This is a genomic window from Nostoc sp. C117 (genome assembly GCF_043099735.1).
Taxonomy (GTDB): Bacteria; Cyanobacteriota; Cyanobacteriia; order Cyanobacteriales; family Nostocaceae; genus Nostoc.
In genome coordinates this window covers 5,961,194-5,985,263 of record NZ_CP170991.1, presented here as the reverse complement: position 1 = coordinate 5,985,263, position 24,070 = coordinate 5,961,194, and the positions used below count along the sequence as shown (strand labels likewise).

Annotated in this window: 18 protein-coding genes and 1 pseudogene; 17 read left to right on the top strand and 2 right to left on the bottom strand. The window is 41.4% G+C overall.

What is annotated here, in order from left to right; translation table 11 throughout:
- Positions 1-50 precede the first annotated feature (50 nt).
- The gene (gene gloA / locus ACFG4S_RS25725) at positions 51-485 is read left to right on the top strand and encodes a lactoylglutathione lyase (protein WP_392531770.1); all 435 of its coding nucleotides are present in this window, start codon (positions 51-53) and stop codon (positions 483-485) included.
- A 532-nt stretch (positions 486-1,017) separates the two neighbouring features.
- Positions 1,018-3,660, top strand: a complete 2,643-nt coding sequence (gene clpB / locus ACFG4S_RS25720; RefSeq protein WP_392531769.1) for an ATP-dependent chaperone ClpB — start codon at positions 1,018-1,020, stop codon at positions 3,658-3,660.
- A 147-nt stretch (positions 3,661-3,807) separates the two neighbouring features.
- Here the strand turns inward: clpB and ACFG4S_RS25715 are convergent, their stop codons facing one another.
- Both ACFG4S_RS25715 and ACFG4S_RS25710 read right to left on the bottom strand, forming a co-directional pair.
- Positions 3,808-4,536, bottom strand: coding sequence for a leucine-rich repeat domain-containing protein (locus ACFG4S_RS25715; protein ID WP_392531768.1), 729 nt, complete (start codon positions 4,534-4,536; stop codon positions 3,808-3,810).
- Between the two features lie 168 nt (positions 4,537-4,704).
- Positions 4,705-4,977: a hypothetical protein gene (locus tag ACFG4S_RS25710; protein ID WP_392531767.1), complete on the bottom strand. Its 273-nt coding sequence runs from the start codon at positions 4,975-4,977 to the stop codon at positions 4,705-4,707.
- A gap of 58 nt (positions 4,978-5,035) precedes the next feature.
- Here ACFG4S_RS25710 and ACFG4S_RS25705 point away from each other — a divergent pair, with 58 nt between their 5' ends.
- From ACFG4S_RS25705 to ACFG4S_RS25635, 15 genes and pseudogenes are all read left to right on the top strand, one after another.
- Positions 5,036-5,161: a hypothetical protein gene (locus ACFG4S_RS25705; RefSeq protein ID WP_392531766.1), complete on the top strand. Its 126-nt coding sequence runs from the start codon at positions 5,036-5,038 to the stop codon at positions 5,159-5,161.
- A complete protein-coding gene (locus tag ACFG4S_RS25700) occupies positions 5,127-5,330 on the top strand; it encodes a hypothetical protein (RefSeq protein WP_392531765.1) in 204 nt (67 codons plus the stop codon). The genes ACFG4S_RS25705 and ACFG4S_RS25700 overlap by 35 nt, the downstream gene beginning before the upstream one ends.
- Complete coding sequence (locus ACFG4S_RS25695; RefSeq protein ID WP_392531764.1) at positions 5,311-5,664, top strand: type II toxin-antitoxin system PemK/MazF family toxin; 354 nt, start codon at positions 5,311-5,313, stop codon at positions 5,662-5,664. The genes ACFG4S_RS25700 and ACFG4S_RS25695 overlap by 20 nt, the downstream gene beginning before the upstream one ends.
- A gap of 335 nt (positions 5,665-5,999) precedes the next feature.
- Complete coding sequence (gene metH, locus ACFG4S_RS25690; RefSeq protein WP_392531763.1) at positions 6,000-9,530, top strand: methionine synthase; 3,531 nt, start codon at positions 6,000-6,002, stop codon at positions 9,528-9,530.
- A 172-nt stretch (positions 9,531-9,702) separates the two neighbouring features.
- Positions 9,703-10,067, top strand: a pseudogene (locus ACFG4S_RS25685) (endonuclease domain-containing protein).
- A gap of 685 nt (positions 10,068-10,752) precedes the next feature.
- The gene (hpsA, locus tag ACFG4S_RS25680; RefSeq protein ID WP_392531762.1) at positions 10,753-15,654 is read left to right on the top strand and encodes a hormogonium polysaccharide biosynthesis protein HpsA; all 4,902 of its coding nucleotides are present in this window, start codon (positions 10,753-10,755) and stop codon (positions 15,652-15,654) included.
- Between the two features lie 204 nt (positions 15,655-15,858).
- On the top strand, positions 15,859-16,503 hold the full coding sequence (gene hpsB / locus ACFG4S_RS25675) for a hormogonium polysaccharide secretion pseudopilin HpsB (protein ID WP_392531761.1): 645 nt from the start codon (positions 15,859-15,861) through the stop codon (positions 16,501-16,503).
- 71 nt (positions 16,504-16,574) lie between these two features.
- Entirely contained in the window at positions 16,575-17,570 is a 996-nt protein-coding gene (gene hpsC / locus ACFG4S_RS25670) for a hormogonium polysaccharide secretion pseudopilin HpsC (protein WP_392531760.1), read from the top strand.
- Between the two features lie 38 nt (positions 17,571-17,608).
- Positions 17,609-18,319, top strand: a complete 711-nt coding sequence (locus ACFG4S_RS25665; RefSeq protein WP_392531759.1) for a Tfp pilus assembly protein FimT/FimU — start codon at positions 17,609-17,611, stop codon at positions 18,317-18,319.
- A 193-nt stretch (positions 18,320-18,512) separates the two neighbouring features.
- The gene (hpsE, locus tag ACFG4S_RS25660) at positions 18,513-19,481 is read left to right on the top strand and encodes a hormogonium polysaccharide biosynthesis glycosyltransferase HpsE (RefSeq protein WP_392531758.1); all 969 of its coding nucleotides are present in this window, start codon (positions 18,513-18,515) and stop codon (positions 19,479-19,481) included.
- 15 nt (positions 19,482-19,496) lie between these two features.
- Positions 19,497-20,486 carry a hormogonium polysaccharide biosynthesis glycosyltransferase HpsE gene (gene hpsE, locus ACFG4S_RS25655; RefSeq protein ID WP_392531757.1) on the top strand — a complete coding sequence of 330 codons (990 nt, stop codon included), beginning with the start codon at positions 19,497-19,499 and terminating at the stop codon, positions 20,484-20,486.
- Positions 20,483-21,538 carry a glycosyltransferase gene (locus ACFG4S_RS25650; RefSeq protein WP_392531756.1) on the top strand — a complete coding sequence of 352 codons (1,056 nt, stop codon included), beginning with the start codon at positions 20,483-20,485 and terminating at the stop codon, positions 21,536-21,538. The genes hpsE (ACFG4S_RS25655) and ACFG4S_RS25650 overlap by 4 nt, the downstream gene beginning before the upstream one ends.
- Positions 21,504-22,070 (top strand): Tfp pilus assembly protein FimT/FimU, encoded by a 567-nt coding sequence (locus ACFG4S_RS25645; RefSeq protein WP_392531755.1) that lies wholly within the window; start codon positions 21,504-21,506, stop codon positions 22,068-22,070. The genes ACFG4S_RS25650 and ACFG4S_RS25645 overlap by 35 nt, the downstream gene beginning before the upstream one ends.
- A gap of 32 nt (positions 22,071-22,102) precedes the next feature.
- Positions 22,103-22,744, top strand: coding sequence for a TIGR04282 family arsenosugar biosynthesis glycosyltransferase (locus tag ACFG4S_RS25640; protein ID WP_392531754.1), 642 nt, complete (start codon positions 22,103-22,105; stop codon positions 22,742-22,744).
- A 368-nt stretch (positions 22,745-23,112) separates the two neighbouring features.
- Positions 23,113-23,955 (top strand): HpsJ family protein, encoded by an 843-nt coding sequence (locus ACFG4S_RS25635; RefSeq protein WP_392531753.1) that lies wholly within the window; start codon positions 23,113-23,115, stop codon positions 23,953-23,955.
- The last annotated feature ends 115 nt before the right edge of the window (positions 23,956-24,070 follow it).

Here is a 24,070-nt window from a genome sequence, read left to right as displayed (position 1 = left end):
AGAGAGATATAAAATATAAAAATTATGTAAGTAAGCAAGCAAAGGTAAATATGCGATTACTGCACACAATGCTGCGGGTTGGTAACCTGGAAGAGTCCTTGAAGTTCTACTGTGAAGTCCTGGGAATGAAATTATTACGCCAAAAAGATTATCCAGGTGGAAAATTTACTCTAGCTTTTGTGGGCTATGGCGACGAAAGCAATAACACAGTCATAGAACTAACCTACAACTGGGGAGTAGAAAAGTACGAATTGGGTAATGCTTACGGTCACATTGCCTTAGGTGTTGATGATATTTACGCCACCTGTGAACAAATCCGGAATCAGGGCGCTAAAATCGTGCGAGAACCAGGACCGATGAATCATGGTTCAACAGTTATCGCTTTTGTGGAAGATCCAAACGGGTATAAAATTGAACTGATTCAATTGGGAACTCAGGGGTCAGCAGCCAAACAGGAATCACAAGAGCAACTTGTGAGTCAGTAATTCTCAAAGCAAGCATTTGTTAGTAAGCTGTTACACATAAAACTAGTACATTGACCTGATGACGGTTGACTGATAACCGTCAACCGTCAACGATTATTTAGACGCCCACGTAGTTATTAGCCCACTACTATCGTTGATGAGCAAACTCAAGAGCGTAGCCATAGCCCGTCCAAGAAATCGCTCCAATAGCACCATCTAGGAAACTACGCTCATAACAGTATTTTCGTTTTAAATTAGGAAATAGGTAATAGATTAAACTATCACCAATTACCAATCCCAAATTGTCACCGGAGATATACACGGATATATACCGTTAATGTTTGGATAATTGGAGATTAGGAACTGGGGGTGGAGAGGCAGAGGGGCAAGGGGAGACAAGGGGACAAGGGGACAAGGAGATAAACAAAACTCCTAACTCTTAACTCCTAACTCAGCACAGGCTAAACGCCCCGCTACCGCTAACAGCACTCAGCACTTTTTTGCCCCATGCCCCAAGCCCTAAAATAAAAATCCGAAATCGAAAATTTTAAAGATGCAACCTACAGATCCCAATAAATTTACAGATAAAGCCTGGGAAGCGATTGTCAAATCTCAGGATATAGTTCGTGCTTATCAACAACAGCAATTAGATGTTGAACATTTAATTATTGCCCTGTTAGAAGAACCCACTAGTCTAGCAATCCGTATCCTGGCTCGATCTGAGGTCGATCCAATCCGCTTGCAGCAGCAACTAGAAGCTTTTACCCAACGTCAGCCGAAAGTTGGTAAAAGCGATCAGCTTTATCTTGGCCGCAGTTTAGATGTTTTGCTAGACCAAGCCGAGGAAATTAGAGTCAGGATGAAAGATTCCTACATTTCTGTAGAACACATGCTGCTGGCTTTTGCTGAGGACGATCGCATTGGACGAAAGATACTCAAAGGCTTTAGTGCAGATCCAGCCAAGCTAGAAGCTGCGGTCAAAACTGTTCGCGGTAGCCAAAAGGTGACAGATCAAACCCCCGAATCCCGGTATGAAGCTTTACAAAAATTTGGCAGGGATTTGACAGAACAGGCAAAATCTGGAAAACTCGACCCGGTAATTGGGCGGGATGACGAAATTCGTCGGGTGATTCAGGTATTGTCGCGCCGCAGCAAAAATAATCCGGTATTAATTGGCGAACCTGGGGTAGGTAAAACGGCGATTGCCGAAGCTTTGGCACAACGGATGGTAAATGGTGATGTTCCCGAATCGCTGAAAAATCGCCAACTCATCTCCTTAGATATGGGCAGTTTGATTGCTGGGGCAAAATTACGGGGTGAATTTGAAGAACGCCTGAAAGCAGTTCTCAAAGAAGTGATGGAATCTAACGGTCAAATCGTCCTCTTTATTGACGAACTGCATACCGTAGTCGGTGCTGGTTCCAATCAACAAGGGGCGATGGATGCCGGAAATTTGCTCAAACCAATGCTGGCGCGGGGAGAATTGCGTTGCATTGGCGCCACAACTTTAGATGAATTCCGCAAACACATCGAGAAAGATGCTGCCTTAGAACGCCGCTTTCAGCAAGTATTTGTCGATCAGCCCAGTGTGGAAAATACTATTTCCATTCTCCGGGGGTTGAAAGAACGCTATGAAGTCCATCACAACGTCAAAATTTCTGATTCGGCTTTAGTAGCAGCAGCAACTTTGTCAGCGCGTTATATTAGCGATCGCTTTTTACCAGATAAAGCGATTGATTTGGTAGATGAAGCAGCCGCCCAGTTGAAAATGGAGATTACCTCCAAACCAGCGGAATTAGAAACCATCGATCGCCGCCTCATGCAGTTAGAAATGGAAAAGCTATCATTAGCTGGCGAAGAAAAGGGTACTCCCCAAACCAAAGAACGTTTGCAGCGAATTGAGCAAGAAATCGCCACCTTGACGGAAAAACAGCACATATTTAACGACCAATGGCAAGGTGAAAAGCAGCTATTGGAAGCTATTAGCGCTTTAAAGAAAGAAGAAGATGCGCTGCGAGTGCAAATTGAACAGGCGGAACGTGCTTATGACCTGAATAAAGCTGCCCAACTGAAGTACGGCAAATTGGAAGGAGTCCAACGCGATCGCGAATCGAAAGAAACAGAACTTTTAGAAATTCAAAACCAAGGTTCCACCTTACTACGAGAACAAGTCACCGAAGCCGACATTGCCGAAATCGTCGCCAAGTGGACAGGAATTCCCGTCAATCGCCTGTTGGAATCGGAACGACAAAAATTGCTGCAACTAGAAAGTCATTTGCATCAACGAGTCATTGGGCAAGAAGAAGCTGTAGAAGCAGTAGCAGCGGCAATTCGGCGCGCCCGTGCGGGAATGAAAGATCCCTCTCGTCCCATTGGTTCATTCTTGTTCATGGGTCCCACAGGTGTCGGTAAAACCGAACTCGCCCGTGCTTTAGCTCAGTTTCTCTTTGATTCTGATGATGCATTGGTGCGCTTGGATATGTCCGAGTATATGGAAAAACACTCAGTTTCTCGGCTGGTGGGAGCGCCTCCAGGATACATCGGCTACGAAGAAGGCGGTCAACTTTCCGAAGCAATTCGCCGTCGTCCCTACTCAGTGGTGCTGTTGGATGAAGTCGAAAAGGCGCACCCCGATGTGTTTAATATTTTATTGCAGGTATTAGATGATGGGAGGATTACTGATTCTCAAGGAAGAACGGTAGATTTTCGCAACAGCGTTATTGTCATGACCAGTAACATTGGTAGCGAACATATTTTGGATATATCTGGTGATGATTCCAAGTATGAAACCATGCGGGTGAGGGTAATGGAAGCCTTGCGATCGCATTTCCGCCCGGAATTTCTCAACCGCGTCGATGATATCATACTTTTCCATACCCTAAATCGCACCGAAATGCGGCAGATCATCCGTATTCAACTCAAGCGAGTAGAAAATCTCCTCCGCGATCAAAAAATCTTCTTTGAGATATCTTCATCAGCTTGTGATTATCTGGTTGAATCAGGCTATGACCCAGTTTACGGCGCTCGTCCACTCAAACGAGCGATTCAGCGAGAAGTAGAAAACCCCCTCGCTACCAAGTTACTGGAAAATACTTTTATCTCTGGAGACACGATTTTCATTGATAAAACTGAAAACGGTTTGTCTTTTAGTAAAAAAGTGCCAGTTAAGGTGTCAGTGACACAGATTGCTACGTAAGCCTAGCGAGTAGAATTCGCGGTTATACGATATAAAACACTGAAGTCTGAGTAGAGGTTTCCTCCGCTCAGATTTTTCTTTGCTTCTGAGCGCACTACGCGGGTTTCAAATTCCCTGAATCTGGGTAGATTCTCTTACATTAGAAACCTACTGGCGTTGGCTACCCTCTAACCTGGCTCGAAGATAGGTCAAAATTGCCTGCGTTCCCTGCTCAACAATTTCAGGTGGCGGTGAGCTTAATTGTGGATTGTAAGAGAGGTCTAGCCATTTCAAGTTGGAGAGTTGGCTGATTTCTAGCGGCAGACTACTGAGTTGATTGTAAGAGAAGGATAGCCCTGTCAAGTTGGAGAGTTGGCTGATTTCTGGCGGCAGGCTGCTGAGCTGATTGCTAGCAAGATTTAGCGTTGTCAAGTTGGAGAGTTGGCTGATTTCTGGCGGCAGGCTGCTGAATTGATTGCTAGCAAGATTTAGCGTTGTCAAGTTGGAAAGTTGGCTGATTTCTGGCGGCAGAGTGCTGAGTTGATTGTCAGAGAGGTTTAGCCATCTCAAGTTGGAGAGTTGGCTGATTTCTGGCAGCAGACTGCTGAGTTGATTGTCAGAGAGGGATAGCCAAGTCAAGTTGGAGAGTTGGCTGATTTCTGGCAGCAGACTGCTGAGTTGATTGTTACCGAGGTTTAGGATTGTCAAGTTGGAGAGTTGACTGATTTCTGGCGGCAGGCTGCTGAGTTGATTGTTATTGAGGGATAACCTTGTCAATTTGGAGAGTTGGCTTATTTCTGGCGGCAGGCTGCTGAGTTGATTGTTATTGAGGTTTAGCTTCGTTGTCTTTTTCTTCGCAGCTTTTTCTATAATTTGCAACAGTTCTTCGTTTGTCACCTGCAAACCTCACCAACTCTGTAGTGATATTTACCGTAACAGTGTATCGCAACTAAGCGTTAGAGACTGGATCAGTGTGTTCATCTGCGTAAAAACGGCTGTAATGTTTAAATTAGCAGGGTGCGTAGGCGTAGCCAGTCGTAGACATCGCTAACCTCGCAATAACATTTACTGATTAACGAGTATAAAAGACTCGTTAACAGAGTTCAAAAACTCATTCACGAAGCTTTGAGGTTCATCGACGAAGCTTTGAGGTTCATCGACAAAGCTTTGAGGTTCATTCACGAAGCTTTGAGGTTCATCGACGAAGCTTTGAGGTTCATTCACGAAGCTTTGAGGTTCATCGTCGAAGCTCTGAGGTTCATCGCCGAAGCTTTGAGGTTCATCGACGAAGCTTTGAGGTTCATTCACGAAGCTTTGAGGTTCATTCACGAGTATCAAAGGTGCGTTACACTTTTGTGCTAAAACATCCTACGACTGCGATCGCTTTATAATAGCAATGTCTACAACAGGCTACGCTTACGCACCACCAACGCTACAGGCGATCGCTTTAGGGGATACATTGAATATAGTTAGCGATCGAAAATTCCATGAATATTCGTCAAGAACTTCTAAGTCTGATTGAACAACTAAATGATGAGCAGTTATCAGCACTGCTAGATTTAGCTCTTTCTTTCAAGAATGGCGAAAAATCTGTTAATCCTACTGCTGAATCTCAGGCTTATCAGGATTGGCTAAGCCCTGAAAATGATATTTACGACGAAGTATTTGCTGATGAACTTACAGCGCACTGATGTGGTATTGTGTCGAGTCCCCATGCCTTCAACCGGATTGGCACAGTTTAAAGTTCGCCCTGCTGTTGTAATTTCGGCAAATCAATTGAATCAAATTCTTGATGATTTGATGGTTGTGCCTTGTACTTCCAACACTAATCGCCCTTTAACTGGGACGCAATACTTAATAACGGGCGATGAAATTGCCAGTGCAGGTATTAGAGTTGAGTCTGTAGTTCGCTGTGAGTCAATTTTTACATTAAATAAATCTATGATTCTCAGAAAGCTGGGTTCTCTTTCCTCTGAGGCGATTAATCAGGTAAATTTTTGTCTAATTGCGGCTTTGGAATTATAAATCAATACGCTTGAGTTAACGCCAAAAATCACTGGAAATGTTCGGTTTCCTTCCTTAACCCAACTACGATCGCTTTATAATTGCGATCACCCCACCAACGCTACATGCGATCGTTTTAGGGATTTTCAAGAAATAAATTACGAACCACAGAGACGCAGAGAACACAGAGAGAGAAGAAATAGAGAGGATTTTTGGTAAGTTTTGGGATATTTTTTGATTTGGAAGTCGCTAATTATTTCAGCGCTTGATTAAAAGCTGCCAGAATTATCACAATTTGGGAAAATAATAAAGTAAGTCGAATATTATACGACTAACCCAAATTATTCTCGGAAAATATGACTCATCCTTTCCTTGAACGCCTGCGTAGTCCAGATAGCCCAGTCCTCGTATTCGACGGGGCGATGGGAACCAACTTACAAACCCAAAACCTCACCGCTGAAGACTTCGGCGGCGCACAGTATGAAGGTTGCAACGAATACCTAGTCCATACCAAACCCGAAGCAGTCGCTAAGGTTCATCGTGACTTTCTCGCTGCTGGTGCAGATGTCATAGAAACCGATACCTTTGGCAGTACATCCCTGGTGCTGGCAGAATATGACTTGGCAGACCAAGCCTACTACCTCAGCAAGACAGCCGCAGAATTGGCCAAGCGTGTGGCGGCGGAATTTTCCACGCCAGAAAAACCCCGGTTTGTGGCAGGTTCCATCGGTCCCACAACGAAACTCCCTACCTTGGGACATATTGACTTTGACACCATGAAAGCTACTTTTGCTGAACAAGCAGAGGCGCTGTGGGATGGTGGTGTCGATTTATTTCTGGTGGAAACTTGCCAAGATGTGCTGCAAATTAAGGCGGCGCTGAATGCTATTGAAGAAGTATTTGCGAAGAAGGGCGATCGCCGTCCGTTGATGGTGTCTGTGACAATGGAAAGCATGGGCACAATGTTGGTTGGTTCCGAAATCAGTGCTGTGCTGACAATTCTGGCACCTTACCCAATTGACATTCTCGGTCTAAACTGCGCCACTGGCCCAGACTTGATGAAACCACATATCAAGTATCTGGCAGAACATTCACCTTTCATCGTTTCCTGTATACCCAACGCGGGTTTACCTGAGAACGTCGGCGGTCAAGCACACTACCGTCTGACACCGTTGGAATTACGGATGTCATTGATGCATTTTGTTGAAGATTTAGGTGTCCAAGTGATCGGGGGTTGCTGTGGGACGCGTCCAGAACACATTCAACAATTGGCAGAACTTGCTAAAGACCTGAAGCCAAAAGTTAGACAACCTAGCTTAGAACCAGCAGCAGCATCAATTTACACCACTCAGCCCTACGATCAAGATAATTCCTTCTTGATTGTCGGCGAACGTCTGAACGCCAGTGGTTCCAAGAAGTGCCGCGATTTGCTAAATGCCGAAGATTGGGATGGACTCGTTTCAATGGCGAGGGCGCAAGTCAAAGAAGGCGCACACATCCTCGATGTCAACGTCGATTATGTGGGACGCGACGGCGTGCGAGATATGCACGAATTAGTTTCGCGCATTGTTAATAATGTGACACTGCCTTTAATGCTTGACTCCACCGAATGGGAAAAAATGGAGGCGGGTTTAAAGGTTGCCGGTGGTAAGTGTTTGCTGAACTCCACCAACTACGAAGATGGGGAACCGCGCTTTTTGAAGGTGCTGGAGTTAGCGAAGAAGTACGGTGCTGGCATAGTCATTGGTACTATCGATGAAGATGGAATGGCGCGGACAGCAGATAAAAAGTTTGCGATCGCCCAACGCGCATACCGTCAAGCTGTAGAATACGGCATACCACCCACAGAAATATTCTTTGATACTCTGGCGTTACCAATTTCCACCGGGATTGAAGAAGACCGAGAAAACGGTAAAGCCACCATTGAATCTATCCGGCGGATTCGTGAAGAATTGCCTGGATGTCATGTAATTTTGGGTGTTTCCAATATTTCCTTTGGTTTGAATCCAGCCTCGCGGATGGTGCTGAACTCAGTGTTTTTGCACGAAGCGACAACGGCGGGAATGGATGCAGCCATTGTCAGCGCTAACAAAATTCTACCGTTATCGAAGATTGACGCCCGCCATCAAGAAATTTGTCGCCAGTTGATTTATGACGAGCGGAAATTTGAGGGTAACGTCTGCGTTTACGATCCCTTGGCAGAGCTTACCACAGCGTTTGCTGGGGTAACAACTAAGCGCGATCGCTCTTTAGATGAAAGTCTCCCCATCCCAGAACGTCTCAAACGTCACATCATCGACGGTGAACGCATTGGCTTAGAAGAACATCTGAAAAAAGCCTTAGAAGAATATCCCCCCTTAGAAATTATCAACACCTTCCTGCTAGATGGCATGAAAGTTGTCGGGGAATTATTCGGTTCTGGACAAATGCAGTTACCCTTTGTTCTGCAATCTGCGGAAACCATGAAAGCGGCAGTGGCGTTTCTAGAACCGTTCATGGAAAAGTCAGAATCAGGTAACAATGCTAAGGGAACCTTTATCATTGCCACAGTTAAAGGCGATGTCCACGACATTGGTAAAAACTTGGTAGATATCATCTTGTCCAACAACGGTTACAAGGTGATTAACCTGGGAATTAAGCAGCCAGTGGAAAACATCATTAACGCTTACGAACAGCACAAAGCTGATTGTATTGCGATGAGTGGTTTGCTGGTAAAATCCACTGCCTTCATGAAAGAAAACTTGGAGGTATTCAACGAAAAGGGAATTACCGTACCCGTGATTTTAGGCGGTGCTGCCCTAACTCCCAAGTTTGTCCATGAAGATTGTCAAAACACTTACAAAGGTAAAGTAGTTTATGGCAAAGATGCTTTTTCTGATTTACACTTCATGGATAAATTAATGCCAGCGAAGACTGCTGGTAACTGGGAAGATTTGCAAGGATTTTTGAACGAAGTTGAAACTGCTGAAATTTCCACAAATGGTCACAAAGAACAAGTAGCTAAAACTGCTCAAGAAACAGTATCTACTGAACCAAAAGAACTAGATACAAGACGTTCTGAAGCTGTCGCTGTAGATATTGAACGTCCCAACCCACCTTTCTGGGGAACGGAGTTATTGCAACCTAGTGATATTCCCATTGAGGAAATATTCTGGCACTTGGATTTGCAAGCTTTAATAGCTGGACAATGGCAATTCCGCAAACCAAAAGAGCAATCTAAAGAAGAATATCAAACATTCTTAGCAGAGAAAGTCTACCCAGTTTTAGAAACTTGGAAACAGCGGATTATTGAAGAAAATCTATTGCATCCCCAAGTAATTTACGGGTATTTCCCTTGTCAATCTGAGGGAAATTCTCTACTGATATATGACTCAGAAAACCACTCACAACACGTTACAACTTTTGAATTTCCCAGACAAAAATCCTTGAGGCGGCTGTGCATCGCAGATTTCTTTGCACCAAAGGAATCAGGAATTATAGATGTCTTCCCAATGCAAGCGGTAACTGTGGGTGAAATTGCCACAGAATTTGCTCAAAAGCTGTTTGCGGATAATCAATACACTGATTACCTATATTTCCACGGTATGGCAGTGCAGATAGCAGAGGCGCTAGCTGAGTGGACACACGCTAGAATTCGCCGTGAGTTAGGCTTTGCTGCCGAAGAACCGGGTAATATTCGGGATATGTTGGCACAACGCTATCGTGGCTCAAGGTATAGTTTTGGTTATCCCGCTTGCCCGAATATCCAAGACCAGTACAAGCAGCTGGAGTTATTGCAAACAGACAGGATTAACTTGTATATGGATGAAAGCGAACAACTTTATCCAGAACAGTCAACAACAGCGATTATTACCTATCACCCACTAGCAAAATACTTCAGCGCCTAATCCATATCCCCTCTCCTTAATAACGAGAGGGTGAGCTTTTTTGAGCAATTTAAGGCTAGATAAACATTTATCGTTCTTACTTTACCTCACCCTAACCCTCTCCTTATAAAGGAGAGGGGACTGGAATTAGAAATAAATAAAATTGTCCGATTTTCAAAAAAATTAAGTAAAAATAACTCAACTTTATAACAAAAATAGTGAAATAGAAAAAAGGCGAATATTACGCGAAAATATAACAAAATTCGAGAAACTTATCTGGAATAAAATAAGAGATAGACAGCTTGAAAACTGCAAGTTTCGCAGACAATAGTGGATAAGTTTGTTATAGATTTTTACAGTCTAGAATTAAAGTTAGCAATAGAAGTTGATGCTGAAACCCATTTTCAAGAAGGTTCTACTGAATACGATCGAGCAAGACAAGAATTTATTGAATCAGCAGGAATTAAGTTTATTAGATTTACGAATAATGATGTGTATGCTAATTTGTTTGGGGTACTAGAAAGTATTGCTCAGAATATACGAAATTTAAGGGGATAAGCTAATCGGCATTTAAGTTGCATAAAAGCAGGGCTGAAGCCCTTACTACAAGCGAATCATTCTGGAAAAATGAATGACGATTAGCTTAGTAGTTGAACCTCACCCCAACCCCTCTCTTTACTAAGGCTACGGTGTACACAAAAGCGATCTGATTACCCGAAATCCTTAGAAAACCTCACCTTATGTGGCGGACATCCCTCTCCTTAGTAAGGAGAGGGACAGGTTTTGTGTAGCATAACCAGGGTCAGGTTTATTGGGGTGAGATTAACCTGTACCTCATTCTTGTTAGGAAATACTATATTTTGTACTCAACTGATATCTTTCCTTTAACAGTTGGGTATTATAAGTTTGCTTTGCTAATACTATCTTCATAAATTCGCCTTCCAATAAAATACATTTCCGCAAATTTACTGTGAAGTTATGCTCTTATTATTCTTCACAATCCCTTGAAAGAATTCTGGAAAAATCAGTATTTACCGGATCAAATTAACAATTGATGAATGATATAACTTTAATAAATTGTCTTTTGGTGTAGCCAACTTTATTTTCCAATTAGTAGAACAAGATGCATTAGTTACACAGATATAGTTTCAACTTGTCCCTGCAAAATTACTTGCAAGGCATAATTACGAATTTTGATTTTTTCTCAAAATTCTGCTACAAATCACTTGACAGGAAAGCAGCCATGTCTCGAAAAATTAATCTAGTCAAGATACTTCAAAAAACCTGCAAACAAATTGGCAAGAAGTTTTTATCTCCAATTAACAGACAAATTGTTTGGCTTTTGAGAACTATTTTTCTCACGAATAGAAGACGTGGGTCAGTGAATGCTGGCTTTGTCTTACCAACAGTGGCAATGGTAATTTTAGTAGTCGTATTGTTAACAACTGCAATTTTATTTCGGTCTTTTGAACGTTCTAAAAATGCTAGTAATGTCAGGGTGAATGAAGCAACAATGCAAGCCGCTACCCCTGCGTTAGAAAGAGCTAAAGCCAAAATAACTGCACTGTTTGCCGACCCGACTTTACCACGTTCTGTCCCATCAAATGTAACGCTATATAATACCTTAACCAATAAACTTCCTGTTTATACATTTGGTGATGAGACTCCCATAACCCTGGCTTATAATCTTGATAAAGATACTACAATTGAAGCAGATAATACTATCGCTTTAGAAAATAAAGAAAACATCCAAACAGCCTGGAAATTTCCTGCCGATACAGATAATAACGGTAAATTTGATAGCTTTATTCTCTACGGTATCTACTTCCGCACTCCACCCCAAACTGGTACTCTCAGAAAGAGAAGCCCATTAGATGCTAGAACCCCTCCTATGCTACCAGCTAAGGCAGGTGGAGCTTGTGATGTCGCTGGTAATACTAGCGCCAGCTTAGTAGGTAGTTCAGGTTGGTATAAACTACCAACTGGCGAATTGAAAAAAAGCTTTTTCGTATATGCAGTAACGGTTCCCATTAGTGATATTTCTCAAGCTACTTCTCTTGATACAACCAAATATGAGAAGTATCGAGGTAATAAAGGTTTCTCAGCTTTAGAAATGCAACAAGATCGTAGTCAAGTTTCTATTACTAATAATGCTGTTGTCTACGAGGATGACTTAGATATTACACCTGGACCTAGATTCCGTCTCAATGGACGCGTCTTTACGAATAGTAACTTATTTACTGCCAAAACTAGTCAAGATATAACCCTATTTCAGGTCAGTAGTAGGTATTCATGTTACTACGAACGAGAAAATGGCAGGATAGTTGTTGGCGGTAATATTGCAACTAGTAACCCAATTAGTACAAGTGATACAGGTGGAACATACGTAGATTTATTTGTAGAAAATGGTGCGCCGACTACAAATAAAACTTTAGCATCTACTAATAAAACTACCTCAAATAACTCGAATGACATTGCCTATAACACTCAGGCTTATGCTCAACGGATAGACTTATTAGTGAACGCACAATTAGCTAATGCTAGTAGTACCGATCCTCAAGACATCCAAAATAATGTCAACAATCGGCTTCTCAGCGATCCAAGCTTAGATGCGACTACAGTACGTAAGGAAGAATTAGGAAATTGGTTCCGTAAACGTACTAGGCGTGTACCATTCAAAGAAGTTCCTTATGGTACTTCTGGGATTGAAAAATCTGCTGGTGTCGACTACACCACATCAACAGCAGATGCAGCAATATTTATGAAGGGTTCTGTTGATACGCTACGTCCGATGGATGCCTGGATTTATCCACTAGATGCTAATACAAAATTAACACTAAATACAGCACAACTACCTACTAGAGATCCAGACATTGTAGATAATACTCCCGTAACAGAAACAGAGTTAGGCGATCGCATCGCTGTAGGTAATAACCTGCCTGAACTCATATGGTACGACACACAAGGAAAGTTTGTCGGAGATGATTATCCCCAACCCATCACTCCTGCTGTGAAGTGGACAAGTAGCACTACCAAAGATCGGACTCGTACCACTCGTGTCAAACAGTTATCAGATTTAGGGGTAACAGGACGTGATGGTTTTTGGGAGATTTCAGCCGCTTCACCCCGAACCAATCCCCTTGATGTGGTGGGTGGACTGAGAGTGATTACAGGTGCGGGAGTATATAGACCAACAGGTTCTGGACTACCTACTCGTCCAGCAACAGTCCCTGACGATCCAAGCACGCCAGCATCAGTAGTCAAGGAAAATGGTGGTATAGTAGTCTGGCCTGATGCTCTGCCTATGCTTGTACCCGATCCGACCGATCCTCTGGATGCGAGTAAACAAAAACGTGGTGATTTGGTAATGCGTGCCACAGCAGTGTATCACTACAATTTTGATTCCTACGATCCTCAGGCAGCTACACCAGACGATTATCAAACACCCATGGCCTGTGTAAGTAGCTACTACGATCCCACAAACAATGAGACAGCAAGAAATACAGGTACACTACCGGATGTGAGCGGTGACACAAGTGTTGCTAGAACTGCTGGAGCCAAATCAAATAATGGGGTTGTTTATGCTGCTCCCGCTACTACATCTTCTGGCATAACTAGAGGACAGACAGTAGATGGCAATGGTTTTTTTACACTTGCGGCTAGCGCTGATGATGTTACTAACACTGGTGTAACTTTGTTAGATCGCTTGAAATATCAAGCCAACTTGGTATTTCCCAATGGACGCCTTGTGAATCCTCTACTACGACAAGCACTGGCTAAGGCAACTACTAGTAAACTCACTCTCTCTGAGCAATCTGCAATTGACTCTACTATCTGTGCAATAAACATTGCTGATGGCACTGTGGCTCAGAGTACTACCTACATTCCTCATGGTGCAATCACAGAAAGGGCATTTCTTGATGCCCGACAAATTAAAGCTATAGATAAAGGTGGTACATTAACTGGAAACTACAATCTAGAAGTCGAACAGCGTCAGCCTCTAGAAATTCGTGCCACAACCATAGATTTAAGTAAGCTTCGCACACAAGCAATCGGCGTTGCAGCGGATAACGAATATTTATTGCCCAATAGCGGCATTATCTATGCTTCTCGTGATGATGCTCAAAAAGATCGTAGTAACTCAACTAGTGAAAATGTCAGCGCTAGTGACTACAGGCTCGATCCAGAACGGCGACCCAACGCCATTATGTTGATTAATGGGAGTGACTTGAGTCGCCAGAATACTTACAGAGCAGAAGAAAAAGGCTTAATTTTAGCAACTGAGCTACCAGTGTATGTTAAAGGCGATTTTAATCTGCACACTAAACAAGAATTCAAAACCCCCGATCTTTTACCTGCTCCCAGCGCTTCTAACTACGATACTAAATTCTACACTCGTGCTGCGGCAAACCGCGATCCTGACTTTGCTTGTCGGCCTAGTGACCCTAGACTACCTAATTGCACAACAGGCGAAACCTGGCGACCAGCATCAGTGATTGCTGATGCTGTTACCTTGCTTTCTAGTAACTTCCGCGAAGGTTTCCGTAATGAGGGTGATTACGACTTGCGAAATAACCAAGGAAGCGATCCTAACCTCGTACTCAGCCGACTAAAGGTAGGTTTCTGGAATAACAACTTCGTCACTTCATCTAAATTCTTGATTGACTCTGGTGGTGATGCCTACTATCGAGGTACTCCCACTGCTACCGACTCAGTAAACAATAACAGTTCTTACTTGAACAACTTCGTCACACCCATTCAACGCCGAGGAACTTTCCCAGAGTATGTAATGGAAATGTGCTTCAAGATACCAGTTTCGGAATGTGGAGTAACTGATTGGTATATTGGTTTAGATAATGACGATGACCAAACCAATAGTTTGAGCCTAACAGAAATCCAAAAAAAGTCTAGTGATACTGGCGTACTAAATGCTGCAAAAACCAAACTATTAGCTGGTACTACTGCTCAACCACCAAGGGTTGGTTTTGAAAGATTTGCCCGCCGGGTTGCCTACAAACGAAATAATTTAGGTCAGACAGTTGATGCTTCTGGTAATTTTATGGCTTGGAATAGCGCTACTCCCCTTGTACTGGGCATAAAAACAGTGAGCGGAAATAAGGTAGTAGACCAATTTATTAACGGCACCCTACCTGAAACAGCAAATAATGCCCTATGGTTTGCAACTACAACAGATACTGATTACACTAAAACACCAGGATCAGCACTCAACACCATCACATATAACGCCACTAATCGTCTATTCTTTAGATACCACAAACCACCAGCACAGAGTTTGAGGGATTTTCCTGGAACTACAACCGGATTGATTCTTACAGCCAGAGATGCGACATACCAGCCGTTATTAGAACCTGTATTGCAATTACAGGTAACAACCGCAGCACCTCCAACTGATGGTACTGATTACTCGAGTTTAGCAGGAACATCTTCATCTAGTCTTGTTAAAAACACTAGATGGTTGTCTCAGGCAAGTGCAACAAATTTTAATCTAGTAGTTGCTGCTGGTGATACTCCTGCTCGTGTGGGTTCAAGTGCCTACGAAATCAATGGGGGTTTGCATAACTTTGTGCGTTTCTTAGAAAACTGGGGTGGGATTGATACCAATATCAACGGTTCATTCATCCAATTTAAACGCAGTATCTTTGCTAGCGCACCATTTCAAGCTTTTGTTAGACCAGGACCAACAACTCCTCCAGCAACCACTTCTGACCCTAATAACACTGACGCTGCTAGTCTTGCCAAGAATAACAGTATCTTTTTCAGAGTTCTGAATTCTGACAGACCCGGTTACACATCAGATAGTACTTTCATTACTAATCCTAGTGGTGAAGCGCCTTATTATATTCCTCCTAACCGTAACTGGGGTTTTGATGTGGCGTTACTGGCGCAAAACCCCGACTTGTTTGCCCAGCGCTTTGTAACTCCAGCAGCAGATCCTCCAAATGAATACTTCAGAGAAGTAGGTCGGGATGACCTTTGGGTGCAAACTCTGTTGTGTGCTGTCCAAACTCAAGCAGCGGATGGATTTGAGACTGCGGATAGTACTTACTTTGGCAGTGGTTTCAAATTTGCGCTACCTACAGCTGAACGTCCTGGTAACGGCGAGTGCAAACTCCAACCATCCTAAAGTGTCTGAATCAAAGTTTCTACAGCACTTTTCGGGTGAATAGATCGCATTAAGAGACCTAACCCCCTAGCCCCCTTCCCTAGTAGGGAAGGGGGAAAATTCAAAGCTTCTCCTCTATAAGGGGAAAGATTTGGAGAGAGATTGCAAGTGTATTACACCCGATCGCCAATTGCTGTAAAACATAGCTTTATTGAGGAAATGAGTATGAACACACAACAATTACAAGATTTATCTGCCCAACCTAACGAGTCTGGTTTTACGATCATTGAGTCACTTGTAGCGATCCTCGTGGTTGCCGTTTTGCTGGTAGCGATCGCCCCTGTCTTAGTCATCTCAACTGCAACTCGTGTGCAAGCTAGACGGGTGGAATTGGCAACAGGAGCAGCCAAAGCCTTCATTGATGGTATCAATTCTAAAATCGTCTCAGACCCGACAATCACGGTTACATTAACTGCCGATCCAACTAGAAAGGTATCAACTTCAACCAGTGACTATTTAATGAGCAGTGTAGCAGCTCCCACCGCTGCAACCACTTTGTATTGCTTTAACAAAAATGGTAGCCTTGCGAATCCCGGCTGTACTAGCGATCTATTTTACATTCAGGCTATTCGCGCTGCTGTGACAGGTAGTGACCCTGATAGCGGTCAAGGCTATCGTTTGGGAATTCGGGTATATCGTTCAGATGCTGACTTTGGTACTCTAACCGCCGCTAGCAGTGGAACAAAAGCTGCCACAGCCACAGGGGGACTAGGCGATCGCAAAGCACCACTAGTAGAAATGACAACTGAAATTGTCAGGGGTCAAAGCTCCTACAACGCTTTGTGCGGAAGGCTTGGTGGTTGTCAATAAACATAATTAATCCAGCAAACATCAATGATTTTATGACTCAGTATCTGTCATTAAGGAGAAACTGTAGCAAGATGAATATATTGAGGTCGCTGTTAACTACTCAGCTAAAATCCTCTCAAAAGCAGACTAAAAATAGTGGCTTCACCCTGATTGAATTACTAGTGGGTATGGTCATTGCATTTCTAGTAATTACGCCGTTACTAGGTTTTATGGTCAGTGTTTTAAACACTGATGGACAGGAACAAGCTAAAGCCACTTCTGAGCAAGAAATTAAAGCAGCCCTTGACTATATGACTCGCGATCTCCAACAAGCAATATATATATATGATGCTACTGGAATTGCTTGTCTAAGCGGTACTGTTGATGCTAGTGCCGCTAACACTTGCCCAAATGCAAGTACAAATCAACTACCTAGCCCAACAGGTGGAGTTCCTGTGCTTGTCTTTTGGAAACGAGAATTAGTTAATCAAGCAATTACAATTACAGCCACTCAAAACGATGATACTTTTGTTTACTCATTAGTTGCCTACTATTTAATTAAAGACACAAATACTAACTGGTCTCAAGCTGCCCGCATCGCCAGATGGGAAATTAAAGATGGCGTTCCAAATAGTGCTGCTACAGTTACTTGCTCTGGATTTACTGCAACCGACAAATATCTCCCATGTCCAGATAAAGGTTTCAAACCATTTGACTTGTCACAAAAAGGCTTAACATTACAAGCAAAAATGAATAGTTGGACAGGAGGAGGGAGTTACGATCAAGTTCCCGTAGTTTTAGTTGATTTTATAGATCAAACAACAATAGCACAGGGAGCGCCAGCCACTGCTACATGCTCTACTAACTTTATTCAAGTTCCAGCAACTATTGTTAGATCGGGATTCTATACTTGTGTAAATTCAGTTAGCTTAAATAATAGAAGTGCTGTTGAGGTTTATTTAAGGGGTAATGCACAAGCTCGTTTAATACAAGATGAAACTCAAGTACGTTATGCCCAGAGCAAATCTAGTTATTTTCCGACTGCAAACATTAAAGTTCAAGGAAGCAGCTTTATCTTTACCAAATAGCTTACATTTTTGACCAAGATTAATAAAAGCAGGATAGTATGTCCAATATTATTAGTTTAAGACTATTAAATTATTTCCAGTTGCACAGCCGAACAAAAATAAAGCAGCAATATTTAGGAAATAGACGCCATAGCGATCGCTACAATCAACAAAATGACGGATTTACCCTGATAGAATTAAGTGTAGTGCTACTTTTAGTAGGAATTCTCGCAGCGATCGCAGCACCTGGTTGGCTTGCATTTCTAAATCGACAGCAATTGAATAAGGCTAATGATGCTGTTATCGCTGCACTACAAGACGCACAGCGCCAAGCTAGAGAGAAAAAACTTAGCTATAGTGTCAGTTTTCAGAAAAATAGCACAACTCAAAATGTAGAGGTTGCTATTTATCGTACCGATATTGGAATCAGCACATGGAAACCTTTAGGAACAGATGTGGGAGCAAATTCAGATAAATTACTGCTGGGCGCAAATCTTAGTAGTGAAAATACTGCTAATTCTACTGTTAATTCTCCTGTATCCTTCAGTTTAAGTACGCCAACAAAAATTACTTTTGACTATATGGGGACTTTACCAAACGCAAACTTTGGAACATTTACAACCCCTTTGACAGAAGCACCTGGGTTAAAAATAGCCGTAGCTATACCAACTGCTACAAATTCTACATCTGCTAGTAACATCAAGCGATGCGTCATTGTGAAAACTCTCTTAGGCTCAATGGTGACAGCGAGAGACTCCCAATGTAACTAATGTAGTTTTTATGGACTAAACTTATAAAAATACGAAATAATACTGAACATAAAACTGCACATTGATAGCAAAATTGAAATATCATATGCAGTTTTAATGTTTAATGTTTCATGTCTTTATTCAAGAGCTACTGATAAATTAGCCGTTGACTTAATATATAAAAAGCCTCCTAATCAAATATACCTTTCAGAAAATGACTGAAAACCTTGACTTTACTGTAGCTATCCCAACTTACAACGGTGAAAGTCGTTTACCTGAGCTACTAGAGCGACTGAAAAACCAACTTCGTACAGAAAATTTGTCTTGGGAAATTATAGTTGTAGATAATAACAGTACTGATAACACAGCTAAAGTTGTTGAAGCTTATCAAAAACAATGGCACTGTCCTTACCCTTTAAAGTATTGCTTTGAAGCTAAACAAGGTGCAGCTTATGCTCGAAAAAAGGGTGTGACAGAAGCTAAAGGTAAATTTATAGGTTTTCTAGACGATGATAACTACCCGATATCAAATTGGGTAGCCACAGCTTATGCTTTTGCTGAAAAATATCCCAAGGCTGGAGCTTATGGTAGCCAAATTCATCCTGATTGGGAAGTAAAACCACCAGAAAATTTTCAGCGAATTGCTCCATTTTTAGCAATTACAGAGCGAGGTAATTTACCACTATTGTATGAGGCAAAAAATAAATTGCTACCTCCTTCTGCTGGACTGGTTATACGTAAACAAGCGTGGTTAGAAAGTGTACCAGAAAAGTCTATTTTAAATGGTAGAGTTAAAGGTAATATGCTTACCAGTGAAGACTTAGAAATGTTATCTTACATCCAAAAAGCAGGATGGGAAATTTGGTATAACCCAGAAATGGAGATTTATCACAAAATACCAAGTTCCAGGTTACAAAAAGACTATTTAATTCCATTCTTTCGAGGGATTGGACTTAGCCGTTATGTAACTAGAATGGTAAATATACAACCTTGGTATAGACCATTTGCTTTTTTTGCTTATATGATAAATGATTTGCGTAAAATTGTTTTACACCTAATCAAATATCGAACTATGTTAAAAACTGATTTAGTTGCTGCTTGCGAAATGCAACTATTTTTAAGCAGCTTGGTTAGTCCTTTTTATCTTTGGAAAAATGGCTATTTAACTAAAAAATATAACTAGAATATTAATATTTTTATGGATAAGCACTTGCTGGAAAAATTAGATTTTACGGTAGCTATTCCTACATATAATGGAGCAAAACGTTTACCTAAAGTTTTAGATTTGCTACTCAATCAGACAGGAGTAGAAAATCTGAATTGGGAAATTATTATTATTGATAATAATAGTAAAGACGAGACAAGTAAAGTTACTGAGGATTACCAAAAAATCTACAATCAAAATTTTTTATTGAGGTACTTTCAGGAAACAAAACAGGGAATAGCCTTTGCAAGAATGCGGGCTATAAATGAAGCAAAGGGTGAGTTTATTGCCTTCATAGATGATGATAACCTACCGGCAAATGATTGGGTTTTTCAGTCTTATATTTTCGGAAAAGAACATCCTCAAGCTGGTGCTTGGAGTGGTCAAATTCATGGTGATTTTGAAGTAAATCCCCCAGAAAATTTTAAACAAATTGAAGCCTTTTTAGCTATTAGAGAACACGGACTAGAACCATATTTATTTGATGCAGAGAATTTAAGACTTCCTCCGGGTGCTGCCTTGGTTGTCCGTAAGCAAGCTTGGTGTGAAAGTGTTCCGGATGAATTGATTTTTAAAGGTAGACTGAGTCAATTGATGGTTGGTGGGGATGATACAGAAGCTTTGTTATACTTACACAAAGCAGGTTGGGAAATCTGGTATAATCCAGCCATGCATATCAATCATCAAATTCCATATTGGCGGTTAGAAAAAGATTACTTACTAGTACTAGCACGTGGTTGTGGCCTGTGTATTTTCCAGCTACGCTTGATCAATGCTAAAAATTGGCAAAAACCAATAGTTTTAGTTAAAACCATCTTGGGAAATTTACACCGATTATTAAAGCATCTCATTAAGTATCGAGGCCAATTAAAAACTAATTTAATCGCAATTTTTGAAATTAACTTTTACTTGGCTAGCATGATGAGTCCATTTTATTCTTTAAGATGGAAGTTAGACAAAATTTTACAAAATACAGCAAAATGACTAAATCGCCTTTAGAAGCAACAGTGATTTCTGTAATTATCCCAGCTTATAATAGTGAGAGAACAATTAAAGAAACTATTGAATCTGTTTTAGCTCAAACTTTTTCTAAGTTTGAATTGATTATAATAAATGATGGTTCAGAAGACTCAACTTTAGATATTATTACAGAAATTAAAGACTCACGAATAAAAGTATTTTCTTATGCCAATGCGGGGGGAAATGTTAGTCGTAATCGAGGGTTAAAGCTAGCAGTTGGAGAATTTGTTAGTTTCTTAGATGCAGACGATATTTGGACACCTGGTAAACTTAAATCTCAACTCAAGGCTCTGCAAGAAAATTTGACTGCGAAAGTCGCTTACAGTTGGACTGATTATATTGATGCGAATGGTAAATTCTTACTTTCAGGTAAGCGCATTAATCTAAATGGAAATATTTATGAAAGTTTATTGTTAAGTAACTTTCTAGAGAATGGCTCTAATCCCTTAATTTGTAGAGAAGCTTTAATTACATTAGGTGGCTTTGATGAATCTTTAACTGCGGCTCAGGATTGGGATATGTGGCTGCGATTAGCCTCTAAATTTGATTTTATATGTGTACCATCGGTACAAATATTATATCGAATGACTGCTAATTCAGTTTCTTCTAATCTTATCAGACAAGAAACAGCGTGTTTAAAAGTCCTTGAGAGAGCATATACAGAAAGACCTCCAGTACTTAACCAAGATTGGAATAAAAGTATTGCCAACTTATATAAATACCTCACCTGTAAAGCCCTACAAAAGCCTTTTACTCGCCGAAAAGGTTTAATAGCGTCTAGATTTCTATGGAAGTATTTTCTTAACGACTCTTCAAGGTTTCATAATATAAATTTTACTTTCAAACTGTTATTAAAAATTGTCATAATCTTGATATTGCCAGCTTTACTCCAGAATATTAGTAACCAGCGTGAACTAAAAAGCCAAGAAAGCGAAACATTGCTCAATAACTGGGTAGCTGAAAAAATATCAGAAACTAAAAATGAATACTCAGGTAGATTTACAATTTATAGATAATAGAGGAAATCTGTCGAATAATGCATCTACCAATGGTTTTACTCTGACAGAAACCTTAGTTGTGGTTGTATTAATTGGTATATTAGCTACAGTCGGAATAGCCAACTGGCTGGCTTTTGTAGATATTCGCCGTCTCAACACTGCCCAAAATGAGATTTACCAGGCGATGCGTCAAGCCCAAAAGCAAGCCACCAAGGAAAAATTAACTTGGCAAGCCAGTTTTCGTGAGGAAAATAACATTGTTCAATGGGCGATTCATCCTGAGACTGTAAACCCATCTAGCGCTAACTGGAATAATTTAGATCCTAATGTACGGTTAGATGCAGAAACGACATTACAAATTTCCAATGGCGTTAGGCAAATTAAATTTGACCACAGAGGTAATGTTCAGCAACCACCACTAGGACGGATTACACTATCTAGCAAGAATGCTGGTAAAGCTAAACGTTGTGTAATTGTTTCAACGATTTTAGGGGGAATGCGAACAGCAAAGGAGCATACTACAACGGAAAACAACAAGTATTGCTATTAATATATTTTTAGTTTATTAAATTAAGGTATTGCGTGCTGAACTTACCAGCAAGCTCAAAACAGCACTTGATTATTTTCACCCGCTATCCTGAACCAGGGAAGACAAAAACCCGACTGATACCTGTTTTAGGATCTGTTGGTGCTGCAAATCTTCAACGTCAAATGACTGAACACACAATATTGCAGGTTCAAGAATTGCAAAAGGTAATTGATATATCTGTGGAAGTGCGCTTTGCAGGTGGCGATTCGCAATTGATGCAAGAATGGTTGGGATTGGATTTGGTTTACCAGTCTCAAGGTGAAGGAGATTTAGGTTCGCGAATGACGCGATCGCTTTTCCAAGCTTTTCAATCTGGTGCAGAAAACGCAATTATCATCGGTACAGATTGTCCTGGAGTAAATACCCAGATTTTAGCAACAGCCTTTGATAAATCATACACCTTTGACCTCGTAATTGGCCCTGCTATGGATGGGGGATATTACTTAATTGGTTTGCGGCAACCCATCTCAGAGTTATTCGCTAATATCGAATGGGGAACTGCTCAAGTATTCCAGAAAACTGTGGAGATTGCTCAAAAGCTTAATTTATCACAGATTAACTTGCCCCCTTTAGCCGATATTGACCGACCCGAAGATCTGGCGATTTGGGAAAAAGTGACCAGATCCCCCACGTAATTCCAGGATTCTAGGATCTGACATCAAATGGCACTAAGTTAAGCATTGAGACTGACGCCCGAAAGCGAAGATATTTTTGAATGAGTTTTCTTGTGTCTCCCCTACCGTGTCCCCACATTGGCTTATCTTAGTGGCATTTCGATCTGAATCCATAACCCCGGATTAGTTTCGTATCTTCAAATACTAGGAATTTCCTGAAGACACTGGACATAACAAATGTTACTCTGGCCTAGTTGAAAACCAAGAGGCAGAGAGCCTTCACCATTATTGAATCTGCTTTGTGTTTCTACACAATAGTCACGGTCATGGGCACAATATTCAAGTAGCTTTATGAAAATCACTCGTATTCACCGCCAGTTTGAAAAACTATGGTTAACCGTTTTACTTCCGTGAGTACTGCCCTCACAGTTAAGGTAGTTGGAATAATCTGCATTTTGTCCTTTTTCATTGACTTCTTTATTCTCCTGTTGCCTTTTCAACCGACCGATCGAGGATGGCAAATCAGTTTGGCAACAGCACTAGTAGATCGGGGAATTGTTCCTTTGGTAGGCTTGGGGCTTTTGTTTGCTGGCTATTGGATTGATAGTGCTGATGCAGCAAGCGATCGCCCCCAAGGTATCGATTTAAGATTTCCGGCTTTGATTATCTCAAGTGTTTTAGGGTTGATGTTCTTGCTAATCTTTCCCCTGCACCTCAATAATGTGAATCAAGCCAAGACTCAAACAGTGAATCAAATCACCCAAGAAGCAGATCAGGCAGAAAATCAACTGAACAATCGGTTATCCCAATTGCAAGCACAACTGAATACCGATCAAGGAAAAGCTCAGCTAGAACAACTGCGGAGCCAAACCAAAGCTCAGTTTACAGAACTACTCAAAGACGATCAAAAATATAAGCAAGCCCTTGAAAGCTCTCAAATTCCGCCAAATATCAAAGAGTTGCTGAAGAAGGCGAAAACTAATCCTCAAGAACTTGACAAAGCGATCGAACAACAAACAGATCTTCAAACACTGAAAAATCAACAATTGAGCCAACTCCGCCAGCGTAGAGATGACGCTGTAAAACAAGCTAAAGATAATGCTTGGAAATCGGGACTGCGAATTGGTATTAGTAGTTTGCTGCTGTCTATTGGCTACATCATCATCGGCTGGACAGGTTTAAGAGGTATGGGTGCTGTACAAGGTGGTAAACCTAGAGCTGCTGCACGCTAATCCCTGTAGGAGTGGGGAGTGGGGAGTGAGGGGACAAGGGAAAATAAGCCTTGAATCTTGACTCTTGACTCCTAACTCTTGACTCCTCACTCTTAACTTTTAACTATAAAACTTA